The 23,280-nt window shown below is 72.3% G+C and carries 11 protein-coding genes and 1 pseudogene; 6 read left to right on the forward strand and 6 right to left on the reverse strand.

Annotated elements, in window-relative coordinates:
• The 4 genes and pseudogenes from ACFV6I_RS10320 to ACFV6I_RS10335 form a co-directional block, all read right to left on the reverse strand.
• Positions 1 to 627: pseudogene (locus ACFV6I_RS10320) on the reverse strand (hypothetical protein); the annotation flags it as partial.
• A 37-nt stretch (positions 628 to 664) separates the two neighbouring features.
• Positions 665 to 4,483: a hypothetical protein gene (locus ACFV6I_RS10325; protein WP_380424345.1), complete on the reverse strand. Its 3,819-nt coding sequence runs from the start codon at positions 4,481 to 4,483 to the stop codon at positions 665 to 667.
• 3 nt (positions 4,484 to 4,486) lie between these two features.
• Entirely contained in the window at positions 4,487 to 8,125 is a 3,639-nt protein-coding gene (locus tag ACFV6I_RS10330; protein ID WP_380424347.1) for a hypothetical protein, read from the reverse strand.
• A gap of 177 nt (positions 8,126 to 8,302) precedes the next feature.
• Positions 8,303 to 8,566 carry a hypothetical protein gene (locus tag ACFV6I_RS10335; RefSeq protein WP_380424349.1) on the reverse strand — a complete coding sequence of 88 codons (264 nt, stop codon included), beginning with the start codon at positions 8,564 to 8,566 and terminating at the stop codon, positions 8,303 to 8,305.
• 257 nt (positions 8,567 to 8,823) lie between these two features.
• On the opposite strand from ACFV6I_RS10335, the gene ACFV6I_RS10340 reads away from it, so the two are divergent.
• The 6 genes from ACFV6I_RS10340 to ACFV6I_RS10365 all read left to right on the forward strand — a co-directional run bounded on the left by ACFV6I_RS10340 (position 8,824) and on the right by ACFV6I_RS10365 (position 20,590).
• Positions 8,824 to 11,022 carry a hypothetical protein gene (locus ACFV6I_RS10340; RefSeq protein WP_380424351.1) on the forward strand — a complete coding sequence of 733 codons (2,199 nt, stop codon included), beginning with the start codon at positions 8,824 to 8,826 and terminating at the stop codon, positions 11,020 to 11,022.
• Between the two features lie 483 nt (positions 11,023 to 11,505).
• Positions 11,506 to 11,970: a DUF2690 domain-containing protein gene (locus ACFV6I_RS10345; protein ID WP_063351732.1), complete on the forward strand. Its 465-nt coding sequence runs from the start codon at positions 11,506 to 11,508 to the stop codon at positions 11,968 to 11,970.
• Between the two features lie 129 nt (positions 11,971 to 12,099).
• Positions 12,100 to 12,489, forward strand: a complete 390-nt coding sequence (locus ACFV6I_RS10350; protein ID WP_380424353.1) for a hypothetical protein — start codon at positions 12,100 to 12,102, stop codon at positions 12,487 to 12,489.
• A 20-nt stretch (positions 12,490 to 12,509) separates the two neighbouring features.
• A complete protein-coding gene (locus ACFV6I_RS10355; protein ID WP_380342138.1) occupies positions 12,510 to 13,040 on the forward strand; it encodes an RICIN domain-containing protein in 531 nt (176 codons plus the stop codon).
• Between the two features lie 359 nt (positions 13,041 to 13,399).
• The gene (locus ACFV6I_RS10360) at positions 13,400 to 19,969 is read left to right on the forward strand and encodes an RHS repeat-associated core domain-containing protein (RefSeq protein ID WP_380424355.1); all 6,570 of its coding nucleotides are present in this window, start codon (positions 13,400 to 13,402) and stop codon (positions 19,967 to 19,969) included.
• Positions 19,970 to 20,119: 150 nt separating this feature from the next.
• Positions 20,120 to 20,590, forward strand: a complete 471-nt coding sequence (locus ACFV6I_RS10365; RefSeq protein ID WP_380424357.1) for a hypothetical protein — start codon at positions 20,120 to 20,122, stop codon at positions 20,588 to 20,590.
• A 370-nt stretch (positions 20,591 to 20,960) separates the two neighbouring features.
• Here ACFV6I_RS10365 and ACFV6I_RS10370 read toward each other — a convergent pair whose 3' ends face one another.
• Positions 20,961 to 22,472, reverse strand: a complete 1,512-nt coding sequence (locus ACFV6I_RS10370; protein WP_380424359.1) for an HNH endonuclease — start codon at positions 22,470 to 22,472, stop codon at positions 20,961 to 20,963.
• Between the two features lie 412 nt (positions 22,473 to 22,884).
• Positions 22,885 to 23,277, reverse strand: coding sequence for a hypothetical protein (locus tag ACFV6I_RS10375; RefSeq protein ID WP_380424361.1), 393 nt, complete (start codon positions 23,275 to 23,277; stop codon positions 22,885 to 22,887).
• Positions 23,278 to 23,280 lie beyond the last annotated feature (3 nt).

Raw genomic sequence — 23,280 nt, forward strand, 5'->3', positions numbered from 1 at the left:
GGGGCTGATCCCGATCTGGAGGTGGTCGCAGGCGTTGGGCGGGAGGCTGGCCGGGAAGTTCTTCAGCACGTAGCCCGCACCCATGGGCTGGTCGCCCGGACCGTTCACGTGCAGCGGTCCGGTGCCGATGTTGGAGATCGGGATCGTGATGTCCGGGACGGTCTCGCCCAAGGCCACCGTCATCCGCAGGGGGGTGCGGTCCAGGATGATCCGCGGCTGCTGGGCCTTCGCCGGGGTCTTCCCCGTGGACCAGACGAAGCCGAGTTCCTGCGGGTCGGTGTTCGTGATCCGCAGGCCCCAGGGGCGTTCCCCCGGATTGGAGATGTCGATCTGCACCGTGAAGACGTCGTTGGCGTCCCTGGTCCACGACGCGGTGCCGACCGCGCTCCCGGTCCCGTCGACGATCGACGACGTGGCGGGTGCCTGCGCGACGGTGGTGAGCGCTCCGGAGCCCGCCCGCAGCTCGATGTCCGGTGGCCTCGCGCCCAGGGGTGCGCAGTTCGGGCCGAGGGCCACCACCAGGACGGACCAGGACGTCGCCACCTTGTCCACGACGAGGGGCAGGAGGCCGCTGGTGGCCTGGTCCGCGAGCCGGAGCTGGCCGGTGTCGGGAAAGATGTCTGCCATGATCGCTTCTTCGGTCGTGGAGCCGCGGTGACGTCCGTCACCACGTTCCGAGGGCTACGACGTCGACGAACACGGGTCGACCGGTGGTGTCGGCGCCGGCGGGAACGGGCCGGGTCTCGAACTCCCGGACGACCAGGCGCTGGGCCCGCTGCCCGGTGTCCGGAACGCTGATCGTGATGGTCTGCCCGAGGACGGCGGAGGCCGTCAGGACGGTGGACCAGCCGGTGACGCCGTCCGGCGCCGTCACCCCCGGGTCCTGGACCTGGAGTTCGGTCCGGACGGTGTTCCCGGCGCCGCCCGGCCCGAGGCCCTCCAGGACGACGCCCGCCTGCCCCGCACTGCGGGTGACCGTGAGGCGCCGCTGCGGCGCGAGTTGGACGGGCTCGGTCAGCACCACCTGTGACACGTCGGGGACACCCGGGATGGTGTACCGCTGGTAGCGGGCCAGGGCGAGCCGGACGAACGGGAAGTAGGAGGCGGAGACGACCGGCGTCAGGTCGAGGTCGGCGAACCAGCGGTCGCCCTCGGCGTCGAACTCGACCGGGTAGAGGGCGGCGTCCAGCAGGCGGTGCAGCTCGGGGAGGGTCACCTGGGCCCGCTGTGCCGCGTTGACCTGGGCTCCGCTGAGGACGGCGGGTGGTGCCCCGGTGTCCCGGATCGGGTCGCGTCCGGCGACCGCGACGTACCGCAGGGCTTCGGCGGGGACCGGCCCGGGCGGGAAGGTGAGTACGGCCAGGGCCTCGTCGTCGCCCGAGACGTACCAGGGCCGTTGGAGGAGGACCCGCAGGCCGCCGCCCTGGCGCAGCCGGGTGAGCGACCGCTGCCCGTCGGTGGTGCGGGTCCAGCCGAACGACGGGACGCAGTCGAGCAGTTGGGGGGCGGGTGGGCGCACGGTGCTCGGCACGTCGATGTCGCCGAGTTGCCCGGCGGCGGTGCAGGCACCGGGATCGGTGGCGAGGATGCGCGCGAAGCAGTCCTCGAAGCGGGACACCGCCGTCACGGCGTAGCTCACGTGGTGGTGGCGGGTGTCGCCGAACTCCTGGCGGATCTCCGGGAGCGCCTCCAGCAGGGGCAGGTGCTGGACCTCGTACGAGCCGACGTGCGCCATCCGCCGGGTGGTGGTCGGTGCGGCCGGCGGGCTGTCGTCCTGGTCGGTCCAGTCGGCGTTCAGGTCGATCCGTCCGGTGCTCGGGATGTCGATCGCGAAGGCGTCCGTCCCGAGGACGGTGTCGCGGTCGCCGGGCCCCCGCCTGGGCGTCAGCTGCCCGCTCGGGTCGGTGAGGGGGTGTTGCACCGCGTGCACCAGGGTGACCGTGCGCGGTGGGGTGATCAGGCGGTTCCGGCCGGCGACGATGTCCTGGAAGGCCGGCAGGTGCGGCACGTTCGGGTCGACGCCCTGCCAGCGCGCGATGCCGAACAGCGCGACGTCGTCGAACGTGAGGCAGGACGGGATGTCGAAGGTCACCTGCTCGGCCGGACCGAGCGCGACCGTGACGTGGCGTGGGTCCGCCCGGCTCACCGTGCAGCCGCTCGCGGCCGCCTCCAGCCGTACGGACGCGGTCTGCAGGTCGGGCCAGGCGCCTTGCCAGATGGCGATCACGGCGTCGTCGGGCGGGTCGATCTGACCGGGCCGCCCGTTGCCGGGGTCGATGGGCCGGGGCCGGGCGTTCAGGGCGGCGCACACGCCGCTCGGGTCGGCCAGCCAGGGCAGGGCCGCGTCGGTCTCGGGCAGGACGACGTACGAGGACGGCGAGGACGGCCCGGCGGGGACGGTACGCGCGCCCTGGACGTCGGTGAGCTCGCGGTCGGCCCGTTCGGCGACCGCGAAGAGCCGGCTCACCTCGGTGCCGGGCGCCGCGGGGCCCAGCGCGGTGTCGAAGGCTCCGTCGTACTGCAGCGCCAGGGCCAGCGAGCACTTCGGCGGCAGCAGGTGCCGCAGGTCGTGGGCACGGTAGCCGTGGAGGGTCGCGTAGTCGTCCGCCGAGGTGCCGCGGTCGCTGCGGATGACCATCCGGTCGTGGCCGTCGCCGTCGTCCCACTCCCGGGTCGGCACCAGCTCCGGCGGCGGCAGCGGCTCGAAGCGCCAGTAGGGGACGAGGTCCGACTGGGCGTCGGCGGCGCCGACCTCCTCGACGCGCAGCCCGCCGCCGGCGAGGTCGGCGATCCTGACCCGGATCCGGTACTTACGGCCGAACCGCAGCCGTGGCAGCGAGCCGGTGTCGCACTCCACCACCGTGTCGAGGCCCGACGTGACCGGTACCGGCAGGGCGTCCCCGGTGTCAGCGACCCGCTCGGGCCGCTGGGCCACCTGGCTCCAGCCGTCCCAGCGCGCCACGATCTCGTGCAGGTACAGCGCGTCGGCGTCGCCGAAGCCGGTGACGACCGGGCCGGGCCGCAGGTAGCCCTCCTCCAGCAGGCCGTCGGGCAGCAGCGGCACGCCGCCGACGGTGTGGTGCACCCGCCGCCGGCACAGCGAGTACCAGGTCTGGCGGCTGTCGTCGAACACGTCCATCCGGTAGCCGCCGAGCAGGGAGTCCGCCAGCAGGGCGGAGGCGAGCAGGCCGGCCGGCGTGCCGCGCTGCTGCGCCCGCTGGAGCTGCTTGCCGTGCTCCTCCTCCCGTGCCCGGTCGACCAGGGCGAAGCCCGTCGAGTGCAGCGCGGGCAGTGCCCCGACCGGAACGGGGGACGACTCCCCGGGAGGGGGCGACGACCCGTCCGACCGGGCCGTGCTGACCAGCCGCAGGGCGGCGCCGTCCACGTCGAAGGGCAGCAGCTCGAACCGGGGGTTCGCGGAGGGCGCGAGACCGGCACCGGTCAGCGGCAGGAGGCCGCCGCTGAAGCCGGTGGAGGTCGGACCGTCGACGGAGGAGGGCACGAAGCGGGTGCCGGTGACGGTGTAGGCGGTGGCGGGCGAGAGGTCGGTCTGGGCGGCTGCGCTCCAGCCCGGTGACGGGTCCGGGTCGGGCTGGGGCCACAGCGGCACCACCCTCAGCTCCGCCGGGTGCGTCTGGTCCACCGGGGTGAGCGCGGAGGCGGGTACGGCGAGGTCGACCAGCAGGCCGAGCGCGCGCAGCAGGACGGGGTGGTCGGCCAGGTGCGCGACGCCCTGGTGGAACTCGCCTGCGGGCGGGGGCGCCGCCAGGCGGTCCGGTGGCGTGGTGTCGGGCGCGCCGCGCCGGTAGAAGGCGTACGCCTGGGCGAGCGCCGGCGTCGCATCGGTCGGGGTGGCGTGGGGCGGTGTGGCGTGGGGCGGCGTGGCACCGGTCGGGGTGGCGTGGGCCGGGGTGGCGCCGGCGGGTGCCAGCAGGCCGGGCTGCCACTGCTCGCCGATCGCCCGCAGCGCGGCCCGCAGCCCGGGGCGGCTCTCCGGCGCCGCGCCGCGGTGCGCGGCGTGGGCCTGGGCGGTGGCGGCGTAGATGCCCTTGACGTCGGTACCGGCCCGGCCGGCCGGGAAGGCCTTGGTGGCCCGCCCGTCGTAGCTGGTGGCCCGGTACGGCTCCACCGGCATCGTGGCGGTGAACAGCGTCTGCCAGACGGAGAGTTGCCGGTCCGGGGGGAACTGGACGGTGCTCCCGTCGAGGGCGGTGTACGGGACGCGCACGGACGGCAGCGTCCGCCCGCCGCGCCGGACGTCGAAGCCCACCCCGGCGAGCCGCCGCGGCCAGTCCTGCATCCCGAAGTCCGCGATGGTGAGCGCGGCTCCGTCCGGGGCGAGCAGGCGCGGTGTCAGCAGCACCGACAGCAGCGCCATCGGCGCGGACTGGCCGGGGACGGTCGCCAGCCGGCCCGCCGGGAGCACCGTCCAGACGAACTGCCGCTCCAGGCCGGTCGAACTCTCCGGGCCGGTCGATGACATGGCTCACTCCCCTGCGAACGCCTGGCAGTAGGTCTGCCACGGGAAGGTCTGCCCCTGCGGCCCGAGCGCGGCCTCGACCGACGGGTCCGAGGCGGTCGAGGCACCGCTCAGGGGGCGGCGCAGCCCGGCGGGGGGCGGGCAGTTGCCGAAGCACTTGTGGCACTCCAGCGTGAAGGACTTGGAGAAGAAGGTCAGGTCCACGGTGATCACGAGCCGGGCCGAACCGCTCAGCGAGCCGGAGGTGGAGTCGTACGTCAGGCTGAGGGTCAGTTCGATCGAGACGCTGATCAGCCCCAGCAGCGAGACGCTGCCGCCGATCCGCAGATAGCCGGTGACCTCGGTGTCGGTGCCGTTCTTGGCGAAGACGACGCCGCCGAAGACGTGCACCTCCGCGGACACGATGACGAAGTCCATGACGATGGCGGCGCCGAACTCGATCCCGCCGGTGAAGCGCTGCAGGCCGCTGTCGGTGCCGCCGGCGCTCAGGCCGAGTTCCAGGTACCCGCCGCCGCCGAAGCCCGACACGGTGACCAGGAACGGCCGTTCCCGGGTGCCGAACGCGAAGTCCATGACGATCGGCTGGTCGGTCAGCGACAGTGTGACGCCGGCCTGCACGGTGAGGTTCTGCACGCTGAACACCAGCAGGCCGACGCTGGGGACGGCGACGGTGTACGAGGCCGTGATGCTGGTCGCCGAGGTGTCGATCCTCGGGCCGTTCCCCCCGAGCGGGAGGTACTGCTCCAGGGTGGCGAGGAACCCGAGATCCCCGCCGAGTGTGACGTTCGTCAGGTGGGTGGAGAGGTCGAGCCGCTTGCCGGGGTCGGCGGTGAAGGTCACGGACGCGAAGCTGAGGGCGACGTACGCGGGGGCGCCGACGTCGGGGACGATCAGCTTGAAGTTGCTGATCGTCCCGGTGGCGTGCATCTCGGGCTTCCCGTCGACCGACAGGGCCCGGACGTCGAGGTCCAGCGCGCACCCGGTGTCGGGCGTGAACGGCGGGAAGGGCTTCTGCAGGTCCTGGTGCCAGGTCAGCTCCGCGGACGGGGTGGGCGTCTGCTGCCCGACCCAGAGGAGCTTCGGCGGTGCGCTGACGACGTCGATGAGGCTGCTCAGCGGGACCACGCCGAACAGGGTGGCGTCCGGGGCGAACAGCTTCGAGGGCACGGTCTGGAAGGCGTCGCTGACGGCCGGCCCGAGCGTGCGCGAGATCTGCGACACGGTCATGTTGGGGGCGGACAGCCCGCCGACCCGGGCCCCGGCGGCCCCGAAGTCGAGCGTCCGGGGTGTGACGAGGTCGAGCAGCGCGTCGGGTGTCGGGCTGCCCCAGGGGGTGTCGACGAGCGCCTGCGAGATCGTGGCGGGGAGCGCCGGGAGCGGGCCGAGCAGCCGGCGGACGGCCGGCAGCCCCACGGCCAGCTGGGTCACCTGCGGATAGAAGCCGACCCCGCTCGGGGAGAGCCCGGCCCCGATCCCGCCGAAGGTCATCGACTGCACCTCCTGCACGGCGTCCTCCACCGCCTGGGTCGGGGACGTCATGACGAGCGGGATGCGGGCGGCGATGTCGCAGAGGGGGCGGCCGAGGCTCGCGAAGGCTCCGGTGCTCGGACCGTTTCCGTAGATTCCGTCGAGTGCCGCGCCGTAGCCGGCGCCGGTGGCGGCGTCCTCGACGAACAGCAGTGGCAGGTCCAGCTCCACGTACTCCTGCCCGGCCGTGGCCTGGAGGGTGAACACCACGGGGGTGCCGGCCCTGGTCGGCCAGAAGCACCTCGGCGGGGCGGCCGAGGAGCCCACCGGGATCCAGGAGGCGTCGTCGAGGCCGTCGGTCTGCCCGGGGTCGATCGCGACGCTCTGGAACGGGAACCGGCGTTCGTGCGGGCCGCCCGCGCCGATGCCGTAGTCGTCGCGGACAGGCTCGGTGACGATCAGGAAGGCCTTGCGGTGCAGGGCGGCCACGGCGGGGTCCGTGCCGTCGAACCGGCGGTCGGAGACCTCGATGTAGGCGGCCCGGTGGCCGAACGGGAACAGGGCGCCGGGAACGGAGACCTTGACGTGGAAGTCCCGGCCGAGTGCAGCGTCCTGGGCCCACTCCAGCCGGGGCCAGTGGGCGGCGGCGCAGAACCGGGCGCCGTAGGCGCTCAGGATCAGCCGGTCGACGGTGAGGGGGACGGCCGGGTTCTCGGCGGCGGCCGCGACGATCCGGTCGTACCAGGTGTCCAGCGGGGTGCCGTGGTCGGTGCCGTCGGCCAGGGACCGGAGGGGCCGCGCCGTCAGGTGTCCGTCGGGGCCCGCGATGCGGCTGTGCCACAGCTCGGTGCCGCCTGCCATGCCGGTGGCGGGCAGGGTGCGGTGGGTGCACCGGGCGTCCGGCTGCAGGGTGAGCAGCAGGTTCCAGGGGACTTCGAGCCGGGCCAGCAGGTCGGCGGTGGTGGCCGTCGTGACGATCAGCGGCAGGCGGTTCATCGCGTCGAGCAGGCCGGCCACGGTGAGCGTGACCGGGTCCGGGCCGACGGCGAAGCACAGGGTGGAAGGGCCGGCCAGGAAGCCCTGGGGCGGCTGACCGGACTCCACCACGGTCTCGGCCAGGTGCTGCGGGGGGACGTCCACCAGGAGGTGGCCGCCGCCCGGGTCGGCCACCAGCTGGACCGTGCCGTCGGGCCGGGTCTGTTCGTGCAGGCCCTGGCTCCGGACGGTCAGGGTGACCAGGTCGTCCGCGCGGAGCACGGGGTAGCTGCCGGTGGGCGCGTCCGGCAGGTCGAGGAGCTGCCAGTCCTGCCAGCCGCGGTCGAAGCGCCGGTGCATCAGCGCGGCACCGGCCCAGACGGCGAGCACGTCGGTGCGGCCGCCGCCGGAGGCGACAGCGGTCAGTCGGGGGCCGGTCGTGCCGGGGGCGGTGAGGTCGCCGCCGAGCTGCTCCCAGCCGAGCCAGGGTGCCAGAGCGGAGTGCCGCAGGCCGTGGTCGCCGCCCAGGAAGACGTCACGCTCCGTCGCGGCGAGGCAGGTGAAGGAGCGTTCGTCACCGTCGGGGAGCGGGCCGAGCTCCTCCCACACCGGTGGCTCGCGCATCGGCGGGGTGTCGCTCTCCAGGTGTGCGCGGAGCAGACGTCGTTCGCGGGTGTCGGCGAGGAGGAGGTCGATCCGGCCGGGCGCGACGGGCACGGCCGTCAGGTGCCCGGGTGCGCGCTCGCCCGTGCGGAGCACAACTGGCCCCTTGGTCGGGTGTCCGCGCAGGAACTCCCAGCCGTGGGCGCCCGCGTCCAGGACGAGGTGGACATCGCCGGACCGGCTCGACACGACGGTGAAACCGGTCGCCGAGCCGCCCCGGGCGAGCGTGCCGAGCGAGGTCCAGTGCGGGTGCTCCCCCGCGCCGGGGCGCAGCCGTAACAGCTCGCCCGCCGCACTGAGGGCGAACACCTCGACCGGGCGGCCCTCGGCCGCCGTCGCGCTCAGCCAGTTGAACGCGGGGGCGCCGGTGAACGCGGGGGCGCCGGGCGAGGGCCAGGGGCGGTCCAGCGCGTGCCAGGCGTGCCAGCGGCCGTCGAACACCCGGTACCGTACGGCGCCGTCGTGCGCGCCGACGAAGAGGTGGAGTCTGCCGTGCCCTGGCGAACAGACGGCCAAGGCCCGTGCCGGGTGGGTGTGCATGGGACGCCCCCAGCAGATGGACGCGGTACCGGTCGGACGCGGTACCGGTTGGACGCAGTACCGCTCAGCGGGGCCGACGCATCGGGCACCCGCCAACTCTCAATGGTTCCAGGCTATTCCCGCTTCGGGTACGTATCAATTCCTGGTCGCGGCCCCCGCCTCCGGGCCGCGACGGTTTCACTGTGCGTAGCCGCCTTCGGGTAGCACTCCCCCGAGGACGTCGCCCGCGGTGTTCAGGGCTGCCACGGTGCTGGTCTCGGCGGCGTTCGACGGGAGCGACAGAAGGTGGGGGTGGGCAGAAGGCGCGGGGTGGGCAGAAGGCGCGGGGTCGGCGGGGCGGGGTCGGCCGGCCGCGGCGGGTGCCGGGCCGAGGAGCACGGTGGCGGCCGTCGCGGCGGCGGCCAGGGCTGCTGCCGGGCGAAGGGTGTGTGAACCAGCCACCGGGAACTCCCCTCTCGCCAATGATCCATTGGATCAAGAGAATTGATGTAGCGTCAGTTTCCGGTTCGGCCAGACGCCCGGCCCGGGGGCGCCGGCCCGGCGGCCCGCCGACCCGCCGACCCCGGCACGTTGTTCGAAGAATCGGTGGAGACTCCACAGTGCAGCCTGTTTGATTGTTCATCTACAAGAAGCCGACTGAGGGTCAGGGGGCGGCGGACAATCAGGTCCGGCCGCCGGACAGGACAAGGGGGCACGGGGTGGCTGGTGTTGGACGTCCGCAGGGGCGGCTCAAGGGGGAGACCGAGCAGGCGGATGCCCTGGCCCGGTTCGTGCGGGAGGTGACGTCGGGAGTCACCGTCCGCGAGCTCGCCCGGCGTTACCCCGCAGGCAAGACCAGTTGGAGCGAGTACCGCTCCGGGGAGAAGGACATCCCGTGGCACCTGCTCCAGCGGCTGGTCCACGACCGCGTGACCGACCCGCGGGCCCGGACGGTGCTGCTCGAACGTGCTGCCCGCCTGCACGAACAAGCCACCCTGGCGGCCCGGGGACTGCGGCCGCCCGAAGCGGGACGTTTCGCCGTCCAGCAGGCGCTGGACCTGGCCCGCCAGGCGCAGCGACAGGCCGAGGAGGGGGTCGCGGAGGCGGATAAACTGATCCGTGTGCTGGTGGAGGTCGTGGCCGAGCTGCGGGGTGAACTGGGCGACGACGCGGAGGACGACACGGGCCCCGCTTCGCAGCAGGCGCCCGGCGGGGGCGCGGGGCAGCTGCGGCGGGCCCGGCTGCGGGAGGCGACGCGCTGCCTGGCCGAGGTGCGGCGCATCAGGCAGAGCGCACGTGAGGCGCAACAGGCGGCGCAGCGGGAGCAGGACGCCGTCGGGCTCCTGGCCGATCAGGAGCGTACGCACGCCCGGGCGGACGAGGGCCGGGAGCCGGGGTCCGAGCTGGTGGTGGCCGACGGGGTGCGGGCGCGTCTGCCGGTGCTGTGGCGCCTGGACGCCGACCTCGTGGCGGTGCGGGAGGCCTTGGCCGACCGGCGCCGCGAGGTGCTCGGGGTGACCTCCGTCGTACCGCGCTCACCGGTACCCCGGATTGTCCGCGGCGAGGTCGTCGACGCCCCGGACAATCGCCTGACCGGCCTCATCGCCCCGTTCGGCCGGGCGCGTAACGCCCCGCACGCCGCAGGCGCCCCCAGCGCCGCGGGCACCCGCCGCAGGACCGGCACCATCCTGTTCGCGGCCCTCGCCCTGCTACTGGTCGGAGTGCTGCTCGGTATGCACTTCAGCGCACCGGCACCGGGCATCCCGGTGCCGTACCTGGCAGATTCCTACCGTGTGCCGGCGGTCACCGAGGCCCACGGTCCGTCCCCGTCCCCGTCCGCGGCCGGCACGTCCGCGGACACGTACCGGCCGGCCGCCGGCATCGCGTCGGCTACGGCCTCAGCCCCGGCCTCGGCAGACGCAACTGCTGCCCCCGGACCGCAGCAGGCTGCGGCCTCGCCTTCGGCCCCGCTTTCGGTCGAGGTGACGCCCACCCCCGGGTCGGCGCCGACCCCGGCCGACGCGACGCCCGCCCCCGAGGCGTCGAGCACCCCACGGAACCGCGACACCCAGGGCGTTCCGCCTGACACGGCCCCCCAGCAGCCGGGACAACCCGTGGTCGTCGCCTCCGCTCCGGGCACCCTGTACTCCATCGCCCCGGACCACCGCGCCGTCTACCAGTGGCAGGGCCGGGACATGGCCTGGACGCCCATCGGCGGTCCCACCGAAAGGATCCTCGCGGGAGGCGCCGGTGTGTTCGCCGTCAGCGCCGACGACAAACGGCTGCTCGGCTACAGCGGGACCCCGGGCAACTGGACACCCGTCAGCGAACCCGGTGCCGACTTCGCCATCAGCGGCACCCGCCTCTACCGCCTCGCCCAGGACCACACCGGCGTCTACCGCTGGAACGGCACCGGAACGAGCTGGACCAAGATAGGAGGCCCAGCCGGACGCCTGTACGGCGGCGGGGCCGGCCTGTTCGCGACCGACCCGCGCGACGGCCGCATCTTCCACTACGACACCGCCAGGGAAATCTGGACCTACGTGGGCACCGACGGGGCGACCTTCGCCGTCAGCGACACCCGCCTCTACGGACTCTCACCGGACCGCAGCCAGGTGTTCCAATGGGACGGTACGGGCAGCGACTGGACCCTCATCGGCGGCCACGCCCAGGACCTCTACGCCGGGCCGGCCGACCTGTTCGCCACCAGTCCCGATCACGGCACCTTCCTGCGTTACGCCCGCACTCCCCAGTTCTGGGATCCGGTCAGCGAGGCGGGAGCCGAATTCGCCGTCACCGCCGACCACATCTACCGCCTGGCGCCCGACCACAGCGCTATCTACCAGGCACCCAGCAACGGCGCCGCCACCTGGACGAAAATCAGCGGACCGGCCGCCACCCTGATCACCAGCAGGTGACAGGCGGGCCGATCGAGTCCACGAACACCAGGACCCGCCCGATCGTCCGCCGGGGCTTCCGCTCCCGCAGCGCGGACACCGCCATTGCGCTCGTCATGCCCTGCCTCAGCGGCAACCGCCCCGCCCTGCCCCGACGCCGACTCGTGTGACCGCACCCACAGGTCCAGCACGAGAAGACGTACCAGGGGCCCCACCCGCTCACTCGTCGTGGACAGCTGACCCCGGGCAGCTGCAGGCGCCCGCCCGTCTTCCACCGGTCCACGGCAATCCCCTTGTCCGCGGACAACGATATTTTTCCGTGCTCGAACTTGGCTTTCCCAGAGATTGATTGACGGACAATCAGCTCCGAACCAGCATGAGGTGGCCGCTGACTGCCGGGGGACAGCCACCGGCGGGGAAGCGGGGGCCCGGTCCTGCCCCGAAGGGGGACCGGCCACCGCTTTCCCCGGTATCAGCCGCTCTTTCGATCCGATCGGAGTGAATGTGCTCAAGAACAGGCTCGTTTCTCTCACCCTCGCGGCCGCAGCCCTCATCGGGTTCTCCGTCGCCGCCTCACCGGCGGCCTACGCGGCTTCCTGCTACGGCGGTACGTGCTCCAACAAGGGGCCGAAGGGCACCGGTTGCGACGCCGACGCCTTCAACCTGCGGGCCTACACGCTGAAGGCCGGGTACTACGAGCTGCGGTGGTCCAACGCGTGCCACGCCGGCTGGATACGTGCCTCCGGCGCCGGCGCCGCAGGCGCCAGCGCGGTGATCCAGCGTGTCCTCCTCGACGGCGGCGGCGGTGTCGACGTCCAGGAGGAACGCGCCGTCGCGGTGAACAAGGGCGAGCTGGACTGGTCCAACATGGTGGGCACCAGCTACGGCTCCTACTACCGGGTCTGCGGCACGTACTTCGGGTTCCCCGACAGCACCCTGGACTGCAGCCCTGTGGTGTACCACGACTGACAGCCGGCCGTCGTGCTTCCTTGCCGGCAGCCGCGGCGGGTGAGCCACCCACGTCGGCCGCATGCCTCTTTCCCGCATCCCGTCCCGTGGCTACAGGTCTTCCTTCACTCCACCAAACGGAGGTCAACCATGCGTAGGCACATCGTCGCGCTGCTCCTGTCCAGTGCAGCCCTGTGCGCACTCGCTGCCCCGCAAGCCCTCGCCAGCCCCGCATCCGCCGCACCCGCCGCACCCGCCACCGTGTTCGCCGGGTGCGGATGGGTGCCCGAGGACATCGACGGCGGCGGGTGGTACGCCACCGCCGACGGGGCCGTCAACATGCGCTCCGGTGCCAGCACCGGGTGCCCCGCCAACGGCGTCGCCTACCAGGGCCAGGCCCTCGACTACCACTGCTATTCCACCCCCCTGGCCGACGACGACTTCAGCTGGACGTACGCGCGGAACGTGAGCACCGGCGTCCAAGGGTGGATCCGCAACGACCTGCTCACCGACCACGGAAGCAAGGTCAAGTGCCGGTGACATCGAAGAAGGAGTAAACAGTGATCAGCAGGAAAGCCCTCACGGCCTGTGCCGCGATCATGGTCGCACTCGCCCCGGCCGGCGCGGCGTCCGCGAACAGCACACCGGAGAAGACGGAGGCCCACGCGGCCGCGGTCGGCTGGAGCAACATAGCCAACAGGTACTCCGGGAACTGCCTGGACTGGGACGGCTCGGAACCGTGGGACGGCGGCACCGTCAATCTGACGCGGTGCGACAACAACGGCGGGCAGCGCTGGATGCAGGGGGCATTCGGTGATGGCCGGTTGGTCTTCACATCCGTCTACGACGGGAAGGTCATCGACGCGGTGCTGGAGAACGCCAACGGCAGCCGCATCACCCGCTACCGCTGGCTGGAATGGGAGCACCAGCCGAGGAACCAGCAGTGGATCTGGACCAGCGCCGGTGAGATCAGGAGCGCCTGGAACGGAAAGTGCCTGGACGCCGACCCCGGGCAGAAGGACTGGAGCGTTCAACGCGTCTACCTCTGGGACTGCAACGGCAGTTCGTGGCAGAAGTGGTTCCACGTCTAAACCTGGCCCCGAACGTGGGGGGGGGGGGGGGGGGGGCCCCGCGCGGGCGGGCGGGGAGACCCGCCGCGCCGCCGCCCCCCCCCCCCCACGGACGTGCACGCGGATCACCATCGAACCCGTCGAAGCACTGCGCCGGCGACTACGGACACGTCGCCCCCGGTCGCACCCGCACGGTCGCTCGGCGTCACCCCGGCAGGTCCGCCGGAACGGGGGAATCGTCGAGCCCTCCCCCTCCAGGGGGCAGCTGTTCCGTCACCCGAACACTCCGAGAGGTACGAGAACACGTGTCCTCACGAAAATCGCCGGTCCTGGGATTACCCGGGACGGCTCTTCTCAGCATGGCCCTGATCGCGGGAGTGATGTCCGCGACCAGCCCCGCCCGGGCGGCGGCCCCTCCGGAACAGCCGTCGGCCACCGCGCCCGAGGGTGCCCTCGGCCCCGCCGAGGACGTCCTGGTCAACGGCTGGGGCGACAGCTCGGGCTACCACCTCGACATCGCCACCGGCGCCGGCGGCTACCGGTGGCGCGAGACGGCGCTGCTGCGCCCCGCGGGTATCGACGACGCGTCCTGGACGGGCTACCAGTGCGTGTCCGGCGACGGCAGGTTCGCTGCCGTCACGGTGCTGCCCGCCGGCGCCGTCAACCGGGCCGAGGCGCGTGACCACGGTGCCGTCGCGTACTCGGTGGACTTGTCCAGCGGCGCGGTGAAGCCCGTGGCCGCCGGAGTGGCGCTCAAATACCACTCGCCCGGCTGCGGTACCGGACAGGCCGCGATGTTCACGGTCAACCCCGGAAGCGACCAGCGGCTCACCCAGGTCCTGACAGTCGATCTGCCGACCGGCGAGATCAAGGCGTCCACCACGGTAGCCGGCCAGGTGACATCGGTCGTCCCGACCCCCGACGGCCCGGTGGGCGCCCAGGGCGCCTCCCTGGTCCGCGTTCCCGCATCCTCGGCCGAGACACCCGCCGAGCCGGTGAGGATCGCGCAGGTCGACGGCCTCGCCTACGACCTGCGTCCGACCGCCGGCGGGGTCGACTTCGTCGTACAGAAGGACGGCGGGCCGACCTCCTTCCTGATGCGTGAACGGGACGGCAGGCTCTCCCCCCTCGGCGAGGGCCCCAGGGAGGCGCTACGGCTGATGCAGGGCCGGGGTGGCGAGTCCGTCGCCCTGGGAGCCACCAAGCTGGCCGAGAAGTCCGGCATCCGCAACGTCTCCACCGGCAAGCTGCCCTCGGGCGCCGTCGGCGTGTCCCTGGACGGCGCCGCCCTGCTGGGCCTGGGGCCGGACACCGCCGTGTCGGCCCCGCTGGTGGTCACGACCGCGGGTGACACGCTCCTGAAGCGAGACGCTGCCCCCGGCACGGTGTCCGTGTCGACCGCGGTTCCGCCCCTCGCGCCGGTTCCGGCTGGAGCCGGCAGCATCGTGTCGGAGCAGGGCGCCGCCGCGGCGCCCGCGCCCGCCCCCGGGGAGACGGACGCGCGAAGCACCGACGACTCCCCGGCCACGGCTGCCGCCGCGGCGCCGAAGTGCGCGGTGGACCGGCTGGCCGAGAACCGGCAGGTGATGCAGCCGGGCACCGCACAGGTGTCCTGGGCCATCGAGATGGCCGAGCAGGGTCTGTTGACCGGTTCCCCCTACACCCGGCCGGCCGGGTTCGCGAACCTGGGCCTGGCCGCCTTCGCACCGAACGGAGACTTCCCCAGACTGCCGCTCAAACACCCGGCGGGCGACACCTTCGACTCGGTGCCGCGCTCGGTCTACCAGGCGATCGTGGCCCAGGAGAGCAACTACAGCCAGGCGTCCTGGCACGCCCTGCCCGGCATCGCGGGCGGTGCGCTGGTCGGCGACTACTACGGCGCCGGCGGCTCCATCTCCAAGATGGACTACACCAAGGCCGACTGCGGCTACGGCCTCGGCCAGATCACCAACGGCATGTCGAAGGGCGACACGGTCTACTCGGTCAACGGCCAGACCAAGATCGCCGTCGACTACCAGGAGAACGTCTCCGCCGGTCTGCAGATCCTGGAGCGGACCTGGAACCAGCTCTACGACGCCGGCATCACCGTCAACGGTGGAAACCCGCGCTACCTGGAGAACTGGTACCTGGCCGCCTGGGCCTACAACTCCGGAATCCAGCCCACCGCCAAGTTCGGCAACACCACCGGCTGCGTGCCGAGCCCCACCTGCACCAGCGCCGAGGGCAACTGGGGCCTGGGCTGGGCCAACAACCCGCGCAACCCGGACTACCCGCCGACCCGCGCGCCGTATCTGAAGAACAGCTACGGCGACGCCGCGCACCCCGGCAGCTGGCCCTACCAGGAGCGGATCACGGGCTGGATGGGCCAGCCGATCCTCCGGTTCAACCAGCCCGCCTACACCAAGCCCGACTACCACGGCGGCAAGACCTGGCTGCAGATCCCGCCGGTCACCGCCTTCTGCACCGCCGACAACAAGTGCGACCCGACCGGCGCCGCCAACGCCAAGTACTGCACCCTGGCCAGCTTCCAGTGCTGGTGGCACCAGGCCGTCACCTTCGTACCCGACTGCTCCGCCACCTGCGCCACCAGCGCCTACACGGCGGCCGCCGGCTCGACCGAACCGGCCGTCGTCAAACCGCACCCGCACCCGCCGACCTGCGCCCTGGACTCCGCCAAGGTCGGCAACGCCGGATACGGAGCCCCGATCGTCGTCGACGAGTCGCAGCCCCAGCCACCGCTCAACCTGGTCGGCTGCGGCACGCCCGCCAACTGGTCCCAGGGCGGCACCTTCACGTACGCGTACGGGACCGACGCCGCCGGTGACAAGATCGGCGCGATCGACACCCACCAGCTCGGTGTCGGCTTCGGCGGGCGCGTCCTGTTCACCCACACCGAGGACGGCGCCAACCCGGACCTGATCAACACCGGGACCTGGACGCCGAACCTGCCCAAGCTCCAGTACTACAAGATCAAGATCCATCTCCCCTCCACGGCCGCCACCGCCTCCAACGTCGTCTACACCATCAACCCCGGCGGCGGGGTGGCACCGTGGAAGATCCGGGTGAACCAGAACTGGGGCACCGAGGAATGGGTCACCATCGGCACCTTCGCGATGCGAAACGGCGGCAACCTCCAGCTCACCAACAAGAGCGAGATCACCGGCGCCGGCAACATCAACTTCGCCGACTACGACGTCGCCTACGACGCGGTCGCCTTCATCCCGATGGGCGGCACCCCCGGCCAGCCCATCGGCGGACCGCCCGGCATCCAGGACGCCCCCAAGGGCAGCAACCCCTCGTGGGTGCAGTGCGGCTGCGTACGCCGCACCGCCGGTGACCCGGTCGACACCAGCACCGGCTACTTCGGTGAGACCTTCACCGACCTCACCACCCCGGGCCGCGGCAAGCCACTCGCCTTCACCCGCACCTACGCCTCCGCCGTCGCCGACCCGGCCGGCCCGGGCGGCGCCCTGGCCGCGGACGGACCGTTCGGCTGGGGCTGGACCCACTCCTACAACCTGAGCGCCGTCACCGACCCGGCCACCGGCAACGTCACGATCCGCCAGGAAGACGGCTCCCAGGTCGCCTTCGTCAACACCTCCGGAAGCTACGCACCGTCGGCGCCCCGCTTCAACGCGACCCTCGCCAAGAACGGCACCGCCTACACCTTCGCCCGCAAGTCCAAGGAGATCTTCACCTTCGACGCCGGCACCGGGCACCTGCTCAGCGAGACCGACCTCGCCGGCAGCAAGGCCTCCCCGCCCTACGCCACCACCCTGGGCTACGACGCCGCCGACCACCTGGCCACCATCACCGACCCGGGCGGGCGCAGCTACACCCTCACCTGGACCGGCAACCACGTCACCGGCCTCGCCGACAGCGCGGGCCGCCAGGTGAGCTACGGCTACGACGCCAACGGCAACCTCACCGACGTCTACGGCGCCGGCACCACCCGCAGCCCCGTCCTCAAGGACGACGACCACTTCCAGTACGGCTACACCGGCAACCACCTGCTCAACTCCATGCGCCAGCCGTCCCAGTACGGGTCCACCGCCACGCCGACGCCAGTCGTCTCCATGACGTACGACACCGCCGGCCGCGTCCTCGTGCAGACCGATCAGGTCGGCGGCACCACGACCTTCACCTACGGGCCCGACAGCGGCGGCAACCTGGTCGCAGGCCAGACCCTGGTCACCGACCCGGCCGGCCACAAGACCCTCGACACCTACCAGAACGGACTCCTGCAGTCCGAGACCAAGGGCTACGGCACCGCCGACGCGGGCACCTGGAACTACACCTACGACCCGGTCAGCCTCGGCGTCACGGCACAGACCGACCCCGTCGGCAACCTGCGCACCTACACCTACGACGACCACGGCAACGAGACGTCGGCCGGCGACGCCCGCGGGTTCACCACCGTCAAGTCCTACGACAGCGCGGACAACCTCCGCACCGTCATCGACCCGAGCGGACTCCGGACCTCCTACGCCTACGACGAGGCCGGCCACATCGCGACCGGCAGCGGCACCAACACCGGCAGCGAGGGCTTCGGACTGCTCACCGGCGTCGTCCGCCAGCCGGTCGACGAATCGCTGCCGGCCCGGACCACCGCGGTGTACTACGAGGACGCGGCCCACCCGGGCGACGCGACCCGCGCGGTCGATCCGCGCGGCAACGCGAGCCGCAAGACCTACGACCCGGCCGGCGCCGTCATCAGCGCGACCGACGAACTGGGCAATGCCACCAAGTACGGGTACGACACCGCCCGAGGCCTGCTGACCTCCGAGGTGGCCCCGGACGGTGTCGCCGCCGGTACGTCACCAGGCTGCACCGCACCTGCCAAGGGCTGCACGACCTACTCCTACGACGCGTGGGGCAACCGGACCGGCGCCGTCGACCCGCTCGGCCACACCAGCACGTCCGTCTTCGACGCCGACGGGCACCGCACCTCGACGACCGACCCGAACGGCAACACCACCCACTACACGTACGACGCCCTCGGGAACCAGACCAAGGTGACGCGGCCCGACGGGACGGTGCTGACCACCGACCACAACCCCGACGGCACGGTCGCCAGGACGGTCGACGGACTCGGCGCGGCCACCGTCTACGCGTACGACGCCCAGAAGCGGCAGACCCTGCGCACCGACCCGCTGGGCCGCGCCACCGCGAACGCCTACGACGCGGCCGGACGACGCACGGCATCGACCGATCCGAGCGGACGCGCCACCGCCTTCGGCTACGACGCGAACAACCAGCCCACCTCGGTGGCCTACTCGGACACCGCCACCCCGCCAGTCACCGCGATCGGCTACGACGCGGCCGGTCGACAGAGCTCGATGACCGACGGCACCGGCACCTCCCGGCGCGCCTACGACGCCTTCGGCGAGCTGGTCTCGCTGACCGACGGCGCCGGAGCGGTCACCGGCTACGGCTATGACGAGAACGGCAACGAAACCTCGATCACCTACCCCGGTGCCGGCGCCCAGACGGTCACCCGCACCTTCGACAAGGCCAACCGCCTGACCGCGGTCAAGGACTGGAACGGAAAGACCACCGGGTTCGGGTACGACCAGGCCGGTCACTGGACGTCCACGGCCGTCCCGAACGGAACCGCTGTCACCACGACGCTCGACGACGCCGGGCAGCCGCTGGCCGACCGGCTGACCAGCGGCACCTCGACACTGGTCTCGCTCACCTACACCCGGGACAACACGGGCCGCGTCAACTCGGACACCCCGAGCGGTGTGCCGGGCAGCGCCCAGACCTACCAGTACACGGCGCTGAACCAGCTCAAGTCCGCCACCTCGGGGTCGGCCACGACCGACTACACGTACGACGCCGCCGACAACCCCGTCCGGACCGGAGCCGCCGGCCAGGCCTTCGACGCGGCCAACCAGCTCTGCTGGAGCACGCCGGGCCCGGTGCCGGCCATGCCGTCCTGCACCGCCCCGCCCAGTGGCGCGACCGCGTACACCTGGGACCCGCAGGGCAACCGCACGAAGGCCACCACCGGGAGCACCGCTGTCACCCACACGTACGACCAGGCGAACCGCCTGACCGGGGTGAGCAGCGGCGGGACCACCAGCGCCTACACGTACAACGGCACCGGCCTGCGGACGCGGAAGACCACCGGGACGACCACCGTCTCCTACACCTGGGACGCGCAGCAGATCCCCAACCTGCTCTCCGACGGCTCGTCCTCGTACGTCTACGGACCGGACGACCTGCCGGTCGAGCAGATCACCGGCACGGGCACCCTCTGGTTCTTCCACGACCAGCTGGGCTCCACCCGGGCCCTGACCGACGCCTCGGGCTCCGTGGCCGGAGCGTACGCCTACACGCCCTACGGCGCCGTCAGTTCCCACACGGGCTCCGCGTCGACCGCGCTGCGGTACGCGGGCCAGTACAGCGACGACGAGAGCGGCCTGGTGTACCTCCGGGCCCGCTCCTACGACCCGGCCACGGCTCAGTTCCTCAGCGTCGACCCGGTGGTCGAACAGACCCTCAGCGCATACGGCTACGCCAACGACGATCCGCTCAACCAGACGGACCCGGCGGGGCTCTGGGGCTGGAGCAGCGTCAAGAAGTTCGCCCATGACCACTCCGACGTGATCTCGCACATCAACTCTGTCGCCACAGCTGTCTGGGCCGTCTCCGGCACGGTGGCGGCGGGCTGCGCCATCGTGGGCGCGCTGCCCTGCGCGGCCGTCGCCGGGGGAATCTCCGGGGCAGCCTGGTTGGTGACCACCGTCACCCAGGTTGGCCTGGTGGCCGACAAGTGCAGCAGCGGAACGTCCGCCTGGGACTGCGGGGAGGCGGCCGGCTACCTGACGGCGGACGTCGCGGCGTCACCCCTCGGACTGAAGGGGCTGGGCGCTCTGAGGGGCATCCTCCCGGCCCGGACGGACAAGAGCCTGGACGTCTGGCGCAAGATCTGCGAGGGCTGACCGGCCCCGGTTCCCGGCCGGTGCACTCCGGCTACGGCCAGCTCGATACTGTCCCTTCGACGACACCACGGCGGGCCGCCTCTCCTCGCGGGGGCGGCCCGCCGCTCGCGGTGGCTCGCGCTCCGTACCTCTCGACGACAGGAACGGCACATGACCGACAAGGCGTTACCCCTGTCCGCGCCGATCTCCGTGCGGCCGAACCCGCTCCTCGGAATGCCCCTCACGGCGGGCGGCCTGCTGATCTCCCTGCCCAAGGCGCTCGACGGCGGCCCCACGGCCCCGGTGTACGCCGCCGCGGCGGTCGTGAGCGCCCTCGCACCCGCGCTGGTGCTCCTCCTTTCCGTCACCGTCGGCCGCGGCCGGATCACCGTCCGCCGAGGCCTGCACCGCACCTCCGTCCCGCTGGCGGAGCTGCGCTCGGTGACGGCCGAGGCGGACGCCGGCCGGGGGCCGCACACCCTCCTACTCGAGAGCCGCACCGGGGCACACTGCCGGATCCCGCTACTGGCCGTGCGGCGGCGGGACCGGCAGCGACTCGTGGCCGCCCTCGAACGGACGGCTCCACCCGGCGCCGTCCGAGAGGACCAGGCCCTACGCGACCTGCTGGGCCTCCCGGGCTGACAGCGAGGATACGCAGTGGCTCCTCCAGCGGGTCCGACTCTCGGGCTGACCAACGCCGACGCCCCGGCTGCCGCGTGATCCGGCCGTCGAGGCGGGCGGTGGCAGGACGAGTAGCCGCAGCAGCCGTAGGAGTTCGGGGCAGGTGAGTGGGTCCTCCAGCTCCATCAGCAGCGCCGGCACACCGTGATCCGGGTGGTACTGGAGGTCGACGGCCGTCACCGTTCGGCAGCCCCGTAGCCGTGTGGGCGAGCCGCCCGGTTCTGGCCGTGCAGCCGGCCCCGCATCAAACGAGCCCAGCCGGTCGCCGGCAACGGACAGCTCCGCGGACATAGCCCGCGAACTCCGCCTCTCCGCAATGGCATAGCGTCCGTCAGCGCCCTCCGCGCGTCTGCCTGACGGGCTGGATGTACCGTGCCCATCGCGCACGGTGCCAGCGAACGTACTCCAGGCCGACGTCATGGCCGGGCTCCGTTTCCAGACGCTGCCGCACTGTGCCGGTCACCGTTTCCACGACGCGCAGGTCGTCGGTCAGGTAGAGGCCGCCCTGGTCGAACTGCGTGTGGCAGTTCGGGCACAGGCACAGGACGTTGCCGGTATAGTCGGGTCCGCCTTGGCTCAGCGGGCGGATATGAGCACCTTCGCTGATCGTCTGGCGTGGTCCCGGGATTCCCAGGACGCTGCCGCACATCTGGCACTGGTTGCCGTACCAGTCCTTGACGTCCTGAACGACCGCCCCGTCACGCCTGACCCGGCCCTTCCTGTCCCTTACCCCGCTGGCGGGCACCGCGGCGGGCGCGCTGACGGCATGGGGACCACCCGGCGGGAACAGTTCTCCCAGCGGCAGGGCCTGCGGCGAGCCGGTCGCGGTCCGGACCTGCCCGCCGATCTCGTCGAGAATGCCGCCGACGAGGTCCAGGGCATCAGGGCAGAGCAATCGGGCCCGATCCCGGCCGGAACGAGCAACCAGGGACCATGCCGCTTCGATGTGGCCGCCGGTGATCACGTCCGTGTCCTCGGCGAGGGCGAGTGCTGCCGCGATCCGGTGGGTGTGGGCGTCCAGTCGGACGAACTGGTCCTCCGGCAGGGACTCCTGGTCGTCGAAGCGAGCAGCGCTGAGCTGGACCGGCCAGAACTTCGCGGCGGCCTCACCCGTCATCGTGAACTGCACCTGTTGGTGCGACAGGCTGTCGTAGATCCGGGCGAGGCCCTCGACGGCCTGGGAAGCCACCGGCACTATCCGGCGGCCGGGGAGCGTGGCGCCGGGGATTTCCTCTTTCCGGCGGAAGACCAGGAATCTGCTGGAGGAGGCCGCTTCCGTCTGTGCTCTGTACCTCCAGTCGCCCGCTGGCATCTCCCACAGCACCCCGATCTTGGGGGCCTCCCCCGCCTGGCCGCTCGCGCGCGAACGACGCTGATGTTCGAGGTTGCGGTACTCGTCGCCGTCCCAGGCCGTACGCAACGCGTACGCGAGGGAGTCATCGGAAAACGTCCTCGATGGGCGGTGCTTGACAGGGCTGCCGGTGAGCAGCAGAGAGAAGCCGGTGCCGGGCCGGGTACTCCGGGCGGACCGGCGCCAAGCGGCCCGCAGCCTGTCCGTTGTGGTGATGTCGTGGTGGCTGGTGAGCCGGCGAAAACGGCTGGAGTCCATACCGGCCGCGGCCAGGGCCGTGACCAGTGGAGGCCGGGCGTCGTCGGTCAGGAAGGCTCCCCACACCAGACAAGGCCATTCCATGTGGCCGACCGGCAGGACCGCCGAGGGGGCCACGGCGGCCGCCCACCAGCACAGGGCCGCCGCATAGACGTCCTCGGTGTGGATACCGTCCTGCAGCCCTGCCTGCCGCGCGATATCTCCCAACGGACCGCACATCACCACATCCGACACTGCGCCCTCCCCCTGTCTGCCATGCCACCCGGCCCTGGTGAACATCTATCACCCGTCACCGACAGAAGCCGTCCGGTGGCTGCCTCTCGTCCGGAGGCCCCCGTGGTCCCGGACGGCGACCGCAGCCGGGGACGCATCGGGCCCGGGACAAGGCCGGCGTCGAGCGATCCCCGGAGATCCCAGACGGGCAACGAGGAGCACCACCAGGCCGACGGCCGACACCGGAGTGCCAAGGAAGGCTCTTGTGTCAGGCCCGGCAGCAGGACTCGCCCAGGTGGCTGTCGATCGCGGCCAGCAGGTCCTGAGCCGCTACTCGCACCGCAGGGTCGCTGTCGTGGGTGAGCCTTCGTCGGGGCGGGTCGATGTGGGCCGACGGTTCAGCTCGACGCGAGTGTGCGCTGGTGGTCCCCGGTCAGCGGCGGCCGGTGGCCAGGATGACGAGGAACTGGCCGCCGCCCGCCTCGATGTCGGCGGTCACCGGCAGCCCCGGTGCCAGTCGGGAGAACCGGTCCACCAGCCAATCCGCCGCTTCCTGGGCGTCCTGCCTGGTCGGACAACGGCCCACCATCTCGCGGCCGCCCTTGCGCTCCAGCCTCGCGGCAACGGTGATCAGCGGCGCGGGTTCGGCCACGTACAGGCGGTCCGGCCAGGCGATGACCACCTTGACCGCGCCCTTGCGGCTGTTGCACCCGCGGTGCGCGAGCCGCTCGGCGACCTTGGCCTTCCGGTCGGCGGTCCGGCTGTCAACGCTGGGCCCCCTGGGATCGTTCACCGACTTGTCGGGGTCGACCGGTTCGTCGCACACTCA

This window comes from Kitasatospora sp. NPDC059803, assembly GCF_042732255.1.
GTDB lineage: Bacteria > Actinomycetota > Actinomycetes > Streptomycetales > Streptomycetaceae > Kitasatospora.

Bases quoted from the DNA above. Each gene is read 5' to 3' on its own strand.
- ACFV6I_RS10325 (WP_380424345.1), bottom strand. From the start codon at position 4,483: ATGTCATCGACCGGCCCGGAGAGTTCGACCGGCCTGGAGCGGCAGTTC.
- ACFV6I_RS10330 (WP_380424347.1), bottom strand. From the start codon at position 8,125: ATGCACACCCACCCGGCACGGGCCTTGGCCGTCTGTTCGCCAGGGCAC.
- ACFV6I_RS10350 (WP_380424353.1), top strand. From the start codon at position 12,100: ATGCGTAGGCACATCGTCGCGCTGCTCCTGTCCAGTGCAGCCCTGTGC.
- ACFV6I_RS10360 (WP_380424355.1), top strand. From the start codon at position 13,400: ATGTCCGCGACCAGCCCCGCCCGGGCGGCGGCCCCTCCGGAACAGCCG.
- ACFV6I_RS10365 (WP_380424357.1), top strand. From the start codon at position 20,120: ATGACCGACAAGGCGTTACCCCTGTCCGCGCCGATCTCCGTGCGGCCG.